Raw genomic sequence first — 15,099 nt, forward strand, 5'->3', positions numbered from 1 at the left:
CAAGAAAAAATACCAATAAAAAAGGTATTTTTTCTTGCTTCTCTACCTTTTTTACATAACCTTTGCGTTCAGTAACAAACCGATATGAACGCAAATGGAGCAATCTCAAATTCAAATCGAATATGTTAGGACTGGACAGGCCTACAAGATTCTACAAATTGGCAAAACAAAGTTTTACAATTTAGTCGCACAAGGCTACATTACGGTCATTAAACCAGAAGGTCCAGACAGCAGAATGGGCTACGTTTCAATGGCACAGCTCCGCAAATTTCAATCAGGCGAGCTAGCAAAATAACCCTTTCCTACAGCTGTTCGCCAATTCTCATTTTAATTTCATTTCTCGCGTGTTTCTTTCCCATTCTACACAGTATGGGTTCCTGGTTTGTCATTGCCCAAAATTTCTTTAACCGAACATTTAAAACCAAAATCTGATGCATGAACCGATCAAACCCAAAAAATTACTGCTCACTCAACTTAGTAGGTAAAGCGCATTTTAGACCACCCCTAACTTACTGGTCTTCCCGGCTGGCTATTACACCCTATCCCAAATTTATTCAGCTTATCCCTCATATTACCCTAACTCTTAAATGCGAAGAATATGTCTGTTCAACCCAACAGAATCTCAACACAACTAAGCGTAAGTAGCTTGTTAATGGAAAAAAAACAAGCTTTCTCCGATTTAGGGAAGCAAGTGCAATCAATGTTGATCGATCGGCGTCAGAAGAACGGTGATTCGCCAAGCCTCCGAATTATAGAAGAATTTGGCAATATAGCGGTTGAACTCCTGGAACAATTAGAAATTATTGCAGCGACTCCCAAACACACCCACGGGCCAACATACCGGACTGATGCTTCTGACCACTCGCAAAATCCGACTTACAACCAGCATGAGCATTTCAGTCAAACTACTTATACACCTGAGGTTAGTGTGGTTCAGGAGCGTGTGTATCGCATTGGCAAAGATTTAATTATTAGTACCTCCGGGCAATTTGTCTTTCGACCAAAATCTTGCCTACTGTTGACGGCAGTTGGCCCAATAAAGCTGAGTAAAATTGAATCACAAGCTCTTTATGATCGGATGAAGTTTGACTATGGACTTTCATGAAAACATACAATCCTACCCCTAAGCCCACATTCATCACATCAGGCTACGCGGCCATTATAACCGACGAAGACCTCGATGCTGAAACTAAGAAACGCCGGAAAGGTCTAGTATTTCCGCTTGAAGTTTTTCCAGCACGCATCAGCCCATTGATTGAGTGTTTATTAAAAGAGATGCAGGGTGAACGGGCATTTATTGGTCTAACACTTTTGCAAGCCTCAGCCTCTGCTATCGGCTCAGCGTTACGAGCTAAAATGGGAAGTTGGGAGGTCTGTCTAGCTATGTGGGGAGCTAGTGTTGGGATTTCTTCATCCGGAAAATCAATGATGCAGAAGGTTCTATTGCGACCACTTAACATTGTACAGGATGAGTACAACCGCGATTATAGGGATTTATGTAAAGTAGAACCTGATAAAGCGCACCCACAAAAAGTGCTGATATACCAAGACATTACGTTTGAAGCGCTGATTAAAGATGTGCTTTCAGCCAACTATAAAGGTGTAACCCGCTATGAAGATGAATTACTAAAATGGATTGACGACATGGATCGTTATAAAACAGGCAAATCTGAGGCATCATTTTGGACCTCAGCTTGGTCCCCATCAGGTTCTTTCACTATGCGCCGTTCGAATGGCAAGATGATTTTTATCGATAAAAACCATTTAGTAGCTAGTGTAATCGGAAGTACGCAGCCCGATGTGCTGTACCGATTCTACGAGCAGAATCGCCTTCAAACTGGCTACGTCTTTCGTATGTTATGGGCATTCGCCGAAACGGATAAGGTAATTTCGCCTAATCTCTCGTTTGAGATGCCATCCGAAGTAATTACACCGTATAACGATATGCTTGAGTGTCTTTACCGTGATTTAGAAATGAGTTCTTCCGATATGGAACCGCAAATTGCACAAATCAACAGGCATGGAGTAAACATCTTCCAGGTGTGGCAGGATAAGCATACGCAACAGATTAACCGCATGGAGAACTTAAGCGACAAAAACGTAAAAGCGGGGATTTACGGCAAGATTAAGGAATATGCACTGCGATTTGCGTGCATTCTAAAAGCGATGGAATCCGCCTGTGAAAAAGGCCATCCAATGCGAATCAGTGTAATAGAGGATAAATACGTGATTAACGGACTAAAAATAGCTGAATACTTTCTTCAGAGTGGATATGAAGCCTACCAAACAGCTAAGAATAAAGTAATGGTCCCACCATCGATATTAGAGTTTGCCGCTCAGCTTAAAATGCATGGCTACAATATGGCATCACTGGCAGTAGAGCTTAACATCACTCGTCAAGCTGTCAACAAGAAATTCCATACTTATGCTGAACGGTACCCAGGTGTTTTTGGCGCAAAAAACTAACCACGTTACTCTTTACGTACAGTAGTTGTCAGGTTGACATGAACAACCCATTAAGAGCGTCCTCACTAAACTATATACCTGAAAATCAATGATATAGCGTGACATCCAATGTCAACTATTAACCGTTTGTATCATGTATTAACTAATTATAAATCAGCCGTTTAAATGAATATTTTCGCAATGCATCTAGGTTGACTTTAGTTGACATCATGTCAACTAAAGTCAACCTAGATGCATTGACAAGCAAAAACTCAAATCACTGATTATTAGACAGTTAAAAAACAAGATAACTGCCAATAGTTGACAATAGCTGTCGAAATATATCACTGATTGTCAAATAGTTAACTCAATATCTACGCTCAGAGTGGGACATAAATGTCAACCTGACAACTACCTTTGTAAACGCTCAAGATTAAAACGAGACTCAGCTGTAGTCATAGTGAGCCGAGACATTTTGTGTAATGTTGTTAGCTTATTACCCTGTATACTAATTGAAACCATTCCTTGTAATTAACAAATGTGGCTAATACTACCCGAGGTCTCAGATTGTGAATTAGCTGAATTAGTTTGCAAAACTTTGGCCTACCGATTCAATGCTGTATAGTGCGCCCGCTTTTTAGGACCAGCCGTTAAGTTGGATTTCGAGCCTAAACTTGACGCCATGAACGGCAAAAGTAAGCGCTACCTGTACGTCGAAAATTATCTACGCCGAACCATTAGAAATGCCCGCAAAAGCAGTGGGTAATCGCTGGTATCGGGGCCTAAATTAAATCGTTACAACATTGTTTGAACGTTGACTTACGGTTTTGAAGGATTTGACGCGGTTGTTTACACACTATCTCTATGAAAGTAATACCTCTAGTAGGTATTACTTTCAACATACAAGTATACCTGTCACTACTAAATTTCTAAACAAAATGGAAGCAACGATAATAAACGATTTCCAAAAGGCTGAGAAAAATTGTCTTAACTGCGGGGTAATAATTACAACTGGGAACGCAAAGAGACAATATTGTTCCACAGCTTGTCGGACTAGTTTGCACCGCAGAAAACTCTCCGCCACTATTCAGCAAAAGACGTTACAAGTAGAGGAACAACTAGAGACAATCAAGCAGCTGGTAGATGCACCCATCAGGAGAACTGAATCCGTTCGCATTCCGAATCAATCATGGCAGTTGGCTCATCAAGCAGTAATTGCTCAACAAGAAAGTTGTGCTCGTCTTGAAGATCAATTAAGAGCGTTAAAGTTAGCTACCGACGAGGTGAAAGGTGGAAATCGTGGGGCGAACTATGGGGCTACTATAGGCATAGCCATTCCTCTGTTTTTAATGGCATCTGGTTATGACATGCGAAAAGACAAGCCACTAGGGGTTGCATTCGTTGTCGGTTGGCTAGCCATTATGATTGGCATGGGTATAGTTGGCTATTGGGTTGGCAAGTACGTTCATGAATCTTTCATTTCAGGAAACGACCAACTCAATGTCGAGTTAGCTCGAATCAAACAGGAGAGTAGTGACTTGGAAAAAACAATAATTGCCGAGCAGAAGAAATTAGCCCATTTAAGTCAGGCACTTAACCAATTGACACAGTTTACTAGCGAAACCACAACGGTTATTGAGGAGACACGCGTTCTTTAGGCTTAAACTTAATGCCTACAGACGCCGATAAACTACTACTTCTCCTACGGGTCATCTATTAATTACCAACGGATGGAGTGGGCCTCGTTGCCAGCTACCTGTTTAGTGATAATCGTTCGATTAGAATTGAAAAGTATGCCTACAAAGTGAACAGAAAGAAAAGGTCAACTTATTTATGAAGATACAAGTGCCCGACGGTTAGATTAAATCCCCGTTTCATTAGACAGCTTTAGAAGGTAATAAGTGGTTAGTTCGCCAGTTCGTAGCCAAATTTAATCAGTGTCTATGCGTGGTGGCTGGGTGTAATATATTACTTCTGGTTGTCTCCTAGAATAATAGCGTGGACGGTAATTATGGAGTGCCTTATATCACTCATCCTATCGAAGATGCATTGGTCGAAGATTTGCTGGGCGGTCGTCATTTGTCTCGATTTATCGAACCACTATTTTTCTGTTTTATTAACTTTTAAACTTTAAACACTATGTTTTACGAATTCTTTCGAATTAATCTACCTTATAGTATCTGTCGTACTAATGAGGGTGAATGGTATACATTAAATAGAGAGTATGTCCCTATTGGGTTTAATGACCGCACGTACAATCATAGATTTGAAGAAATGGGTTTACCAATATTTACGAAGTATGAAGGCTTGACAAAAGAACTTCTATTGTCTATTGCTGACAATGATCCGCATAGAATCAGTTGGGATAAGGAAGGTGAAATATGCGAAGTTTGGCTTTATAATGATCGAACAAATCCAACGAGTCAAGCCAAGGATAGTCCGCAACTATGGGTTAAATATTTTCAAAAACTTAAGTTGCTTTCGAATCTTGACGTCAATTATAAAGCCTAACTTTTTATTGAACCAACGAAAAATCTCCGTTCAATGAACAAAAATTTTTCGTTGGTTCAATAAAATCGGTGGTTTGTCTAACTCATCAACTGGTTCAAAAAGTTATAACTTATTGGACCATAAAAGGGCTAAGCTGCTCTATCTCCTCTTTATCTCGTCAGAATGGTCAAGTGACGGTCTTTGTAGGAAACGGCAAAACTACCCGACAGCAAGATTTAAGGCGGAGTTCGGACAATAGAATTGTCCCAAGGCGAGGCATTCACCCCGCACCACGATTTGAACGACCTTTTGCTGGCGCAGCGTTCACAACAAAAACCGTCATCAAATCTTCGCATGTGAAGTTGGTAGATGCTATGAAATGGGCTTTATATTTAGGTTCAAAAAATGTTTAATGGGAAATTTCGATTGGGTTTTACAGCCGCCTTTGGCGGAAAAAGTGACATTCCTAGTAGATGATTTAGAGCCATCCGGGGGTTATGGCTTCACAACGGATATTGAGAAAATCGACTACAATAGGCGTCATTTGGGCATCAATACCAATTTGGATATTGGTATCAGAACCTCCCTCTCAACAGCCAGGGGCATTTCAAGCGTTGCGCCACTTGGCCGCTACATAACTGTCATTGAGATAAAAAGTAATGAGCAAGAAGGAATGATGTGGTTCATTGACTTTCAAAAGACCAAATCTCCAGAAGAAATGCGCAAAATATTATACAAGGACATGTCTAAGGCCATTGCCGAACAATGGTTCGCCGTTCAAGCGCAGTTGGTTGAAAGTTATAATCCTGCCTCTGATAATTGGGTTCAATTACTAAAGGTTTAATCTCTCTGAGCTACTTAGAAAACATTGATCCACGATTTACAAAAACCGTCATAAAATCTTCCCGTGGGCTGCGCCTGCTGCATGGTATAATCAAGTTATGACAAACCAGGCTGCAAATATCATTAATTTTCCCTTCCTGCCCAAAGAGACAGAAACGCCCCTGACTGATTCCCAAATTGTACGTCGTCAAGTATAAGTGGACAAATATGGAGTGAAAGGGAAGAGACAATTCGATAAATTGTTTCACTCAAACCACCTTAGTTATGTCCAATTTTACTTGACGACGTACAGTCCGATTTTGGCCAGTAGCAAATCGTGAATTTTAATATTTATACCGTCCTGAATTTTGTTGACCGTATTTCCGATCCCACAATTACAACTATTCCATTCATCTGAAGGTCAACAGAAGCGTTCGTTTAACTTTATTGGATAAATCTAAAAAAACTGACCGCAGCGGCGGCCGCCAAATTCGGCATTTGATCGAAAGTCAGTCTCACAAACTCATATGCACCTTTGAAAATTGGACGTTGATTCGTGAGATAACAATATGAGATAGAGCGTAACTAGAATTGAGACAAACTGTAAAAGTTTGGTGACCGTCTTGGAAAAACGGGCGTTTGTTTTAGATGCAATTTTCGCGTCGTGGCGGTTTGTGTGCGTTAAAAAAAAGCACACAAGAACGGATTGGGCGGGGGTCATGACTGATCTGCCAAGTCAAACCATTGCGACATCAGGTAAGCGCAACCGGCCTCCTTATGCTCATGCTTTGGTTCCCACGATTTCATAATCGTGCCGATGGCGCGCAAGGTTTTAGCCTCATCCACTCCCTCTTTTGGCTTAATCTTAGATTTATCAAGACCACTGAAAAACCATTGACTGATAATTTTGACTTACCAGTTTCCTGATCTTTTGAACTCATCCGGCACGGCTTCATATTTAGGCATATGTTTGATCGTGCTCCATACAACATTCGCATCGGTGAGATCAAGGATGGACCGTATAATGTGATGCGTCACCTATAACTCTTGTGTTGTGTTATACTCGCTTACTATTACACATCTATAATGGCAAGTCAATAACTATTTTTTACGATTGACCAAATATTTTTATCTTTGATTTTAGCTGTTGGCCTATGACGTTCGGTTCATATTGATTTTTGATAGGAAGAATGTGTTTAAAAACTCACTCATATAATGAAATTTATCATCACCATTTTCTTGGTATTTACAAATAGCTTATCATTTAGTCAGATAAGTCAGGATGTATCTGTCGATTTTATAGATCGCTTAAGGAACAATGGAAAACTATGGGCAGCGGACAGCCCAAATTCTAATTCCCAAGTTCAACAGGTGATTAATGAAGGGCCTGGTATAAAGAACTTTCAATTTGTTGACAATAAAATAAGAGTTTTAATTGGTCAATACATAGAAAAGGGCCATGAAAGAATGTATCGAGATGCAAAGTATAGTGATAGTTATCGTATTAGAGTACCTAAATTAAAAATGAAATATTACAAGCAGAATTTAACATGTAGTATCGAACCAGGCACGGTCGATCCTTTATTAAAACTGAGCAACGGAAATGTTTATGAAGTTCGTTTTTTAAAAAAAAATCAATTAAGGTTAAGGCACATTTCATCGACCCAAGAAAATTTTTACGCACAAGATTATATTTATTCAACTTCGCCATGAGTCAGGAAAATAAAACCAAGAGACCATCTATAACTGAACCATCCCAAGAAGATGTAAAGTCAATTTCTTCTATGAAACCTGCATCGCGGGAAATATATACAGATTTATTTATTAAGATGGCTCCTATTTTTATCTCAATTATTGGTTTCTTTTGGGGAATATATCAGTTCAATGCGCAGCAAGAAAACAACGCTAAATCTGAATTTGACAGAAGAATGTTTGAAAAAACACTTGAAACCTATGCTGATATTTCAAAAGTAGTAGGCAAGATGACGACCTTGCAATTACCTAGAGATAGCCTAATTTTCGATACATTACAAAAAGATTTCAATGAGCGATACTGGGGCGTAATGCTTCTAGTGCAACAAGATCCAGTAAGGCAAGCATTAAGAGAATTGAAAGGTGAAATAAAAGATGCTAATGAAGTTAAAGATGTTGAATCAGGAAGACAAGAAATTAGTAATCTAATTTTGCGTCAGGATCATTTATCTCAAAAATTACGAGAAGCTTTGCAAGCATATAGATCATCAAAATAGTATATGATTTAATAGTATATTTTGGGATATTTTTCTTTACTCAAGAAAATAAGAAAGTGTCGCGCATCTTTAAATTATATAGTAATGGCTATATCAAGTTTAATGATTGTTCCCTCCGGGTGTTGTTACATTGTGGGTACTGTAAGGCTTGCTGTTTAAATGGCACATGTTTAATAATTAGAACGTAGCTAATAACTGCATAAGATTACCCATTATAAAAAACAGCACACCACATTGAATCAATACTTTTATCAACTGTCTATCTCCCTTTAATTCTATTAATAACCGGCCAGCAATAGAGCGAATTAAAAAAACTATAGAGATCTCTATTGCAAATTTTAATATAGGTATTATACTAAATATAGACAAAAAGTAATCTTCAATAGTCTCTTTCCATGATTGATCTCTCCAAAATGATTTCTTATACACATCCCACGCACAAGCCAAACTATAAGTAATTAAAATTGTGCTTGCAATCAGGTAATGTTTGGACCCAATTATAGTTATTAATATCAATAGTAAGGCCACTACAACAAATAAACCATATTGAATTAGAGGTAACCGACCTATATTATCTGGTCTCCACGGAAAAATATAGTTACCCCATCGCGATCTGAGGTGTATTTGGTTAAGGTAGACTTCAACTCTGTTCTCAAACGTCTCTAATCTATCAATCCCAATCAGGTCAGGCGCTACTAAAAAGCCCGCTATGAAGTTTAGTATAATTCCGACCCGATTTAGCCACACTGGTTCGATATACCCAAATTGAAATAAAAGTAATGGACTGACAATTGCCATCAATGAGATGCACCATAACCAAACTTTTTTGGCTTTCCAAGATTCTTTGTCAGGTTGGGTAATGCCAGCCGTACCTTCAATAGTCAACGTATCATTAATTTTCGTTACTGCGTTGTCTTCTTTAACTAACGAATTCTTGTTCATGCCTTCTGGTTTTTTTAAAACCAGATTATATCCTTCGTTGACATTTTTAAAAAAATTAACTAAAGCGCCAAATATTGCTCCTACTACAGCTACAATAGCGATAGTTTTAATATTAATAGGCGAATTCATGAACTCTTTAAACTTATTCTTATCAGCCATGACTAGATTTAACCAATGATGTATTATTGAATATTAATCAAAGAATTTTTTGTTAGAGTATAAAGATTAGGAATTGACAAATCTATGGTAGTTGATATAGTTTGAAACTCAGGGGCGGCGGCTGGCCAGCTGCGTCCTTTCTATACTTCGCAGCATTGGATAGCCCCGATTTTCTCTCTTGTGCGAAGGATGCGAAGGTTATCATAAATGTTTGGTCGTGGCAGCAAACGATCCAAAAATCGAGGTTGAGTTCAACAACGAAACTCGTTTTATTTAATCTTGCCTGTTACATCAATTCAGTCGGTAAGGGGTGCCATCCAAGTATAAAACGCCAAGTATCGCAGACTGGACTTTTGGAGCGATCAGCCTGTACGCACCTCGCAATCGCTAAAGAAACACGGCTTCGCCGGTCAGGAGTGGGCGCGTAATGAATATTGGGTGCGTTAAAAAAAAGTACATAAACTGTCACGACGCGAAAAGTCGCATCTCAAACAAACGCTCCCAAATGAAGTAAGGGAGAGTCTACGGAGTAGCTTCTTTCAATGAACATCTGTTAAAATTGATAGATTTGCTTTATGCTTCCCTCCGCAAACATAAACTCGATATTACATGCGGTTTGTCCTGGTCGTCTTACTACTGATTTTACGGGGGTCTGGTTTGGCTCAAACTCAACGAAGTGTCAGCTTTAGCAATGGCCATGACGTGTTGGCTGGCACACTCACCTTGCCCCATGGATCCGGGCTTCATCCGGCGGTAATTCTTGTCTTAGGAAGCGGCTCCATCAATCGAGATGGACAAGTCGGTAAACTTAAACCCTTTCTAGCCATGGCAACCGAGTTGGCAAAGAAAGGATTTATCGTGCTACGGTATGATAATCGGTCTAAGGGCGTCTCTCAAGGCAAGCCAATTGACGAGTCAACGACCACTGACCTGGCTACTGATGTCCAAGCGGCTTTTACGTTTTTGAAGAACCAGGAACAAGTTAACCCACGACGAATTGGGCTTATCGGTCACAGTGAAGGATCGACAATTGCCGCCATTGCCGCTTCGCGGATTCCAGCAGTCAAATGTCTGCTCGCTCTAAATGCACCTGCCTTGCCCGGCTTCGACGACATTTTACTGACCACCGAGCAGCGGCTACGAAAAGCGGGTACATCCGACAAGGCTACTGGTTCATATCTAACCAATATGCGACTTTATTTAGGACGGCCTGCTACTACGTCAATAGAAAAAAGAAAAGTAGCCGCCCGTAACATCGTTCAATTTGAGATAAACCATTTGCCTGTTCACCAGCGCGCTAAAGTTACTAAGGAAGACATCGAATCGGCGGTTGATCACCAACTGCATGAGGTGCTGACTAAGTGGGAGCAACACTACTTGAACTTGAATCCTGCCATCTATTATCAGAAACTGAGCTGTCCAATCCGTTTACTATTTTCAGAAAGCGAATTGGAAGGCCTGCTATCTAAGCGACTGAGCATATTTAAAGAAGTTTTCAACGATCCCAAGCAAGCTTATTTGATTAGGCTTGTCAAGAACGCAGATCACGACCTCATCACTACAGATCAGCGCACGAAAGTGGTCTCCTCAGCCTTTCTTAAATTAGTCGTGGAAGAATCCAGCAAATCAATCTAGTACTTACTTTATAATCATCTCAATAAAACGCTCCTGATTGAGAGACTTGGGCTTTCATGCGTCTGCTTCTTGATTGGGGCGTTTTAGTGGTAATACCTGTCCAACTCTATTCGTAGCATACGGGGCGTCCTACTGCGGCAAATTGATCGTCGCACCACTAATTAGACTCTTAAAAAGGACATCATCTAGTCGGGGATGGGGGTTCCGGGTTTTACATCAACATTATGGTAAGAGACAATTTTCCATGCGCCGGATTCTTTGGTGACCACCTGGAGTAAACGGGTATTGAGTTGCCCCTTGGCATCCAATTGAATTCGGGGGGGAAGCCCTTCTTTCGCAAAGCCGGAGACCTGACATAAGGTCTCCAAAATGGCAACATCGGAGCGGACAAATTTCAGGGAGACGATTTTCTGGTTTAAGACCGTATGCTTAAAAAAGCTGTTAAAAATTACTTCGTGCTGGTCTAAAAACGCTTTATGGCCTTTGAAGAACATACCCGCAATATTGGTAAACGTGCCATCAGGGGAAAATGATTGGGCGTAAGCCGGGGCATCCCCTTTGTTCCAGGCCTGATCTTCCTGTCGTAGGATGGTATGGATCGCCAACGAGTCCTGCGCATTTTGCGCGCGAAGGAGGGGTGAAGTAAGCACGAGCGTAAGCGCCAAAGCTCGTCTGAAAGCTGAATCTATTATCATGATTATGGGCTTTACATGAACCAATTTGTAAGTTACCCAAATGAATATACCTCACCTAACCTGCTTTATTGATCGGTAAACCAGCAGAAACTTTGACCCAGGCATTCCGACCGGCCACGGGACAGCTCGTAAAAATCACGTTGTCATAAAATGCTCCTTGCTGAGACAACTCAATCTTCATTTATCTGCTTCAAGAAATGGGCGTTTAATTGGACAGCTTGTTTTGATACCTGATGTCGACTATAATTTGCTTACGGTGATCGTTAAATGGTTTGCCTTTGCCATCAATCGGATCTGTCGCCACGACTTAAAACGATAAACGCTGATCTCTAACGAGTATCCATTCATGTAATGATAAGATATGGCCATTGCATCTGTACATAAAATGTGCGTAGTTAGTAACTGGTTAATGATCCTGATTAACCCGTGTAACAGCCATGGTACTCAGTTAACTTTTTTAAGAAAAAGCCAAACTTCAGCCTAGCGTAGCTCCAGCAGCATCCTGATGCAACGCAAGCTATACCATGAGGTACTTATGATATAGCTTGCATTGATTCCGTAGCCTCCAAGGCCCCTTATTCGAATAAGAAGTGGGCTTTGTACTATATCTTAGGGTTGCATTATAATCGAGTTGTTTGGCTATAAGTTAATTAGGTACTCTTCATTGAGTAAGTTGGCCCTTATATGGCTATGGCAATGATATACAACTAATAGCTGTGTTTAGTCCCGAAATTGTTAAGACGTTTAACCATTATAAAGTAGCATAAGCTTAGACTTTGTTTTAATGTCCATCAAAGGCAACCCGTATTGTACTGTAACAACCTACTTCATCCCGTTCTCACTTAACACGTACGACTATGTACACCCGAATTATTCAGGTTTCGCTACAGTCCCAAGCCATTGCTGATGCCACGGATTACTTTCGAAACGAAGTCGATCCAGCTCTCCAAGAGTAGGATGGTTTTGTCAATGGCAGTTTCCTGATCCCTTAGCACACCAACCGGTGTGTCATGCTGACCTATTGGGACTCGGCTGAAGCCCGGTCTAAAGTCGCTACAAATGGGTTTTTGCAAAGTGTGCTGCAAAACATGAAGCCACGCTTTGCGCGCCCCATACCATTGACTGTTTTAACATACTGGTTCAAATAAACTCATACAAGCTTGCCTACATGAGTCAATTTTGACTAATACAGGAAACGTGTCTTGCCCTGACTTTACTCGGAAGTAGTAACGGTTTAGTAACTATAGCAACTAACCGGGCAGGTACCTAAAGAGACTTAGGAAAACAGTTGAATATCTATCGAACACCATGCGAGGCTTTATTGATTGTGGGTTTGCACAATAAACCATAAAATCATATGTTTAAAATAGCGTTTTCTACATACTTTTTATTATTAGCATTCGCTTCATATAGTCAGAAACCGATAATAATTAACAAATATAGCTTATCATCAGATAAAAATGTTTTTATCGGAAGTAAAGAAAGGGATTTGTATCGTGTAGAAGTAAAAGGAGACTCAATTTTTGTTTACAACAAAGGTCGAAGTTTAATCGATAAATATGACAAAATAAACCTTATTAATGAAGCTAATTTATTAGGGAGCAAGAGAGATAGTATTTATGAGAAACGAAGGAAGTTATGGAACGAGCTCTTAAAGAAAGAGTTAATATATAACGCCAAGAAAACAATAATATATGATTCATTGTATTTTCAAAATGTAATATTTAATGGACCTTTAGGTAATAGAACATTAGATCTCTTACAAAACGAATATTTGTACAAGAAATCATTAATTGTAGTTAATTCTAAAATAGAGTATGTTTTTTTTCCAAAATCGACTTTTAATAAATCTCTAATATTGAATTCAAATATAATTAAAAATGATGTTTCGATCGATGAAACAATATTTAATGGCGAAGCAAAATTTGAAAGATGTCTATTTTCTTCAGATATTTGGGCAGATACTACACTCGAAGAAAGCGCTAAAGGTGAGATGATTCAAAACATATACATTAATTTTAGTGCTAAAATAAATATAATTAATTCAATATTCAATGGAATTTTATCATTTGATAATAGCTATATACAAGCTCCTTTGACATTTATTAATGTAAAACTAAAATATGTTCCAACATTTAATCAGACTATTTTACCAAGAGAAATTAATTTTATTAATACAACTTTTGATTATGGTAGTACAGGAAATATTGGATCAAGAATTGATTTTAGAAAGGCACAACTGTATACACGTATGCCAGATATATTATCGGAATATAAACGGGATAATATACTAAACTTAATGTTAAAAGAATTTAAAAAAGAGGGCATCAATAAGAAGTGTGAAATATTTATAAAAAATACTGATGCTAGTAAATTTATTTTGCCATATGATAACTTTCTGTTAAGATTCGGGGACGATGCTTCACTTGATGAAAAAGGTAGTGTCTATGAATCCATTATAAATACATGTAAGCAGGTTGGTATGACAGAAAGTGCGCAGAACTGGGATATTGAATATAGAAAGTTACAATTAAACCATGATTGGCCAATACTGGGAAAGTATATTATTTTTTTCAACGAATATTGGTGGTTATTTGGCTATGAAAAATGGAGAATATTATTAAAATGGCTCCCGCTATTTTTTCTATTTTTTTTCTTCATTAATATGTTAGTTATTGATAAGCTATATTCCTCAGTTTACAAGGATGAAGATATAGGTAAGGCATTTGCGAAATGGTCAGGCCGAGTGCCTATATTAAATGTTTTAAAATATAGGATTTCATACACTTTTTTCTTTACAGCTATGATCTATTTTGGATTGAAATTGAACCATGAAGCAATAAATTATAAAAATCTGTGGGGGCTATTCTATCTGTACTTTATGTATTTGGTAGGCTCTATCCATATAGCCTTTGCCTTGAGTTATATCCTTAGTGCTTATTAATTTAATCGTTGTTACAATCCTGCTATCCAGCTCGTATGCAACTGATGGCGTTGGATAGTTATTAAATAACAGCGTCTCATAAAATGCTCCTTCCTGAGACAAAGAAACTTTTCAAGTATCGTCTCGGATAACCGGGCGTTTCATGCGCCACTCCTTTAATCAAGTAAGTTCGTAACGGCACAAGAGCTTTTTCCATATGTTATGTTTCAACTTAGGCTTAATGCGGTTATATCAATCAGTATCAACTCACAGGCGATAAGTATCCGGGCAGGCCAGCCTAGAAAATTGCGTCTAGAATATATATTTGATTCTTCAAAACCTGGATTCGAATGACCGAAAATGATCCCTATCGTATTAGATTCAATCGTTGGCATGATAAGCAAATAGACTTCATGTCCTTTTGTATCAACCTTTTTATTACAATTACAATTGGCATACTGAGTTTCGTGGTAAGTCAAAAAGACAAATGGGCACAGTCACACCTAATAAGTTCTAGTTGCCTATATCGAAGTAGCCTAGTTTTGCTTGGTTTTTCCGCTACCGCAGGTGTACTGGCAGTTTTAGCTAGACTTATGGCTTTTCGCCTGACAAAAGATAAGGTGAGAATTCGATGGGCCATTCACAAAGAAAAAACATCACTAGGGAAGATTGAAAAAGCAGGCAATGAGAATTTATTAGATCATCTATCCAAAGTAATTAAATTCTATGAATTATGGGT

Annotated in this window: 12 protein-coding genes; 10 read left to right on the forward strand and 2 right to left on the reverse strand. The window is 39.0% G+C overall.

All coding sequences use genetic code 11. The features are described from left to right. The first annotated feature begins 94 nt into the window (after positions 1-94). From ACFS25_RS25015 to ACFS25_RS25050, 8 genes are all read left to right on the forward strand, one after another. The gene (locus tag ACFS25_RS25015) at positions 95-295 is read left to right on the forward strand and encodes a hypothetical protein (RefSeq protein ID WP_381506497.1); all 201 of its coding nucleotides are present in this window, start codon (positions 95-97) and stop codon (positions 293-295) included. Positions 296-652: 357 nt separating this feature from the next. Then, entirely contained in the window at positions 653-1,105 is a 453-nt protein-coding gene (locus tag ACFS25_RS25020) for a hypothetical protein (protein WP_381506499.1), read from the forward strand. After that, the gene (locus tag ACFS25_RS25025; RefSeq protein WP_381506501.1) at positions 1,102-2,466 is read left to right on the forward strand and encodes a DUF3987 domain-containing protein; all 1,365 of its coding nucleotides are present in this window, start codon (positions 1,102-1,104) and stop codon (positions 2,464-2,466) included. Before ACFS25_RS25020 ends, ACFS25_RS25025 begins: the two co-directional genes overlap by 4 nt. A 1,037-nt stretch (positions 2,467-3,503) precedes the next feature. Next, a complete protein-coding gene (locus ACFS25_RS25030; RefSeq protein ID WP_381506503.1) occupies positions 3,504-4,103 on the forward strand; it encodes a hypothetical protein in 600 nt (199 codons plus the stop codon). A 481-nt stretch (positions 4,104-4,584) separates the two neighbouring features. Next, on the forward strand, positions 4,585-4,956 hold the full coding sequence (locus ACFS25_RS25035; protein ID WP_381506505.1) for a hypothetical protein: 372 nt from the start codon (positions 4,585-4,587) through the stop codon (positions 4,954-4,956). Positions 4,957-5,347: 391 nt separating this feature from the next. After that, positions 5,348-5,779, forward strand: a complete 432-nt coding sequence (locus tag ACFS25_RS25040; protein ID WP_381506507.1) for a hypothetical protein — start codon at positions 5,348-5,350, stop codon at positions 5,777-5,779. A gap of 1,193 nt (positions 5,780-6,972) precedes the next feature. Further along, positions 6,973-7,470 (forward strand): hypothetical protein, encoded by a 498-nt coding sequence (locus tag ACFS25_RS25045; protein WP_381506508.1) that lies wholly within the window; start codon positions 6,973-6,975, stop codon positions 7,468-7,470. Then, positions 7,467-8,006 (forward strand): hypothetical protein, encoded by a 540-nt coding sequence (locus tag ACFS25_RS25050; protein ID WP_381506510.1) that lies wholly within the window; start codon positions 7,467-7,469, stop codon positions 8,004-8,006. Before ACFS25_RS25045 ends, ACFS25_RS25050 begins: the two co-directional genes overlap by 4 nt. A gap of 177 nt (positions 8,007-8,183) precedes the next feature. Here the strand turns inward: ACFS25_RS25050 and ACFS25_RS25055 are convergent, their stop codons facing one another. Then, complete coding sequence (locus ACFS25_RS25055; RefSeq protein WP_381506513.1) at positions 8,184-9,107, reverse strand: hypothetical protein; 924 nt, start codon at positions 9,105-9,107, stop codon at positions 8,184-8,186. Positions 9,108-9,716: 609 nt separating this feature from the next. Here ACFS25_RS25055 and ACFS25_RS25060 point away from each other — a divergent pair. Beyond that, on the forward strand, positions 9,717-10,742 hold the full coding sequence (locus ACFS25_RS25060) for an alpha/beta hydrolase (RefSeq protein WP_381506515.1): 1,026 nt from the start codon (positions 9,717-9,719) through the stop codon (positions 10,740-10,742). 185 nt (positions 10,743-10,927) lie between these two features. Here the strand turns inward: ACFS25_RS25060 and ACFS25_RS25065 are convergent, their stop codons facing one another. Next, positions 10,928-11,437 carry an SgcJ/EcaC family oxidoreductase gene (locus tag ACFS25_RS25065; protein ID WP_381506517.1) on the reverse strand — a complete coding sequence of 170 codons (510 nt, stop codon included), beginning with the start codon at positions 11,435-11,437 and terminating at the stop codon, positions 10,928-10,930. Positions 11,438-12,794: 1,357 nt separating this feature from the next. On the opposite strand from ACFS25_RS25065, the gene ACFS25_RS25070 reads away from it, so the two are divergent. Further along, a complete protein-coding gene (locus ACFS25_RS25070) occupies positions 12,795-14,381 on the forward strand; it encodes a hypothetical protein (protein ID WP_381506519.1) in 1,587 nt (528 codons plus the stop codon). The last annotated feature ends 718 nt before the right edge of the window (positions 14,382-15,099 follow it).

Source organism: Spirosoma flavum, from assembly GCF_042686045.1.
GTDB classification, from domain to species: Bacteria; Bacteroidota; Bacteroidia; order Cytophagales; family Spirosomataceae; genus Spirosoma; species Spirosoma flavum.

What these genes read in the sequence shown, in the direction of transcription:
- ACFS25_RS25015 (WP_381506497.1), top strand. Translation starts at nt 95, where the DNA reads ATGGAGCAATCTCAAATTCAAATCGAATATGTTAGGACTGGACAGGCC.
- ACFS25_RS25020 (WP_381506499.1), top strand. Translation starts at nt 653, where the DNA reads ATGGAAAAAAAACAAGCTTTCTCCGATTTAGGGAAGCAAGTGCAATCA.
- ACFS25_RS25025 (WP_381506501.1), top strand. Translation starts at nt 1,102, where the DNA reads ATGAAAACATACAATCCTACCCCTAAGCCCACATTCATCACATCAGGC.
- ACFS25_RS25035 (WP_381506505.1), top strand. Translation starts at nt 4,585, where the DNA reads ATGTTTTACGAATTCTTTCGAATTAATCTACCTTATAGTATCTGTCGT.
- ACFS25_RS25040 (WP_381506507.1), top strand. Translation starts at nt 5,348, where the DNA reads ATGGGAAATTTCGATTGGGTTTTACAGCCGCCTTTGGCGGAAAAAGTG.
- ACFS25_RS25045 (WP_381506508.1), top strand. Translation starts at nt 6,973, where the DNA reads ATGAAATTTATCATCACCATTTTCTTGGTATTTACAAATAGCTTATCA.
- ACFS25_RS25050 (WP_381506510.1), top strand. Translation starts at nt 7,467, where the DNA reads ATGAGTCAGGAAAATAAAACCAAGAGACCATCTATAACTGAACCATCC.
- ACFS25_RS25055 (WP_381506513.1), bottom strand. Translation starts at nt 9,107, where the DNA reads ATGGCTGATAAGAATAAGTTTAAAGAGTTCATGAATTCGCCTATTAAT.
- ACFS25_RS25060 (WP_381506515.1), top strand. Translation starts at nt 9,717, where the DNA reads ATGCGGTTTGTCCTGGTCGTCTTACTACTGATTTTACGGGGGTCTGGT.
- ACFS25_RS25065 (WP_381506517.1), bottom strand. Translation starts at nt 11,437, where the DNA reads ATGATAATAGATTCAGCTTTCAGACGAGCTTTGGCGCTTACGCTCGTG.
- ACFS25_RS25070 (WP_381506519.1), top strand. Translation starts at nt 12,795, where the DNA reads ATGTTTAAAATAGCGTTTTCTACATACTTTTTATTATTAGCATTCGCT.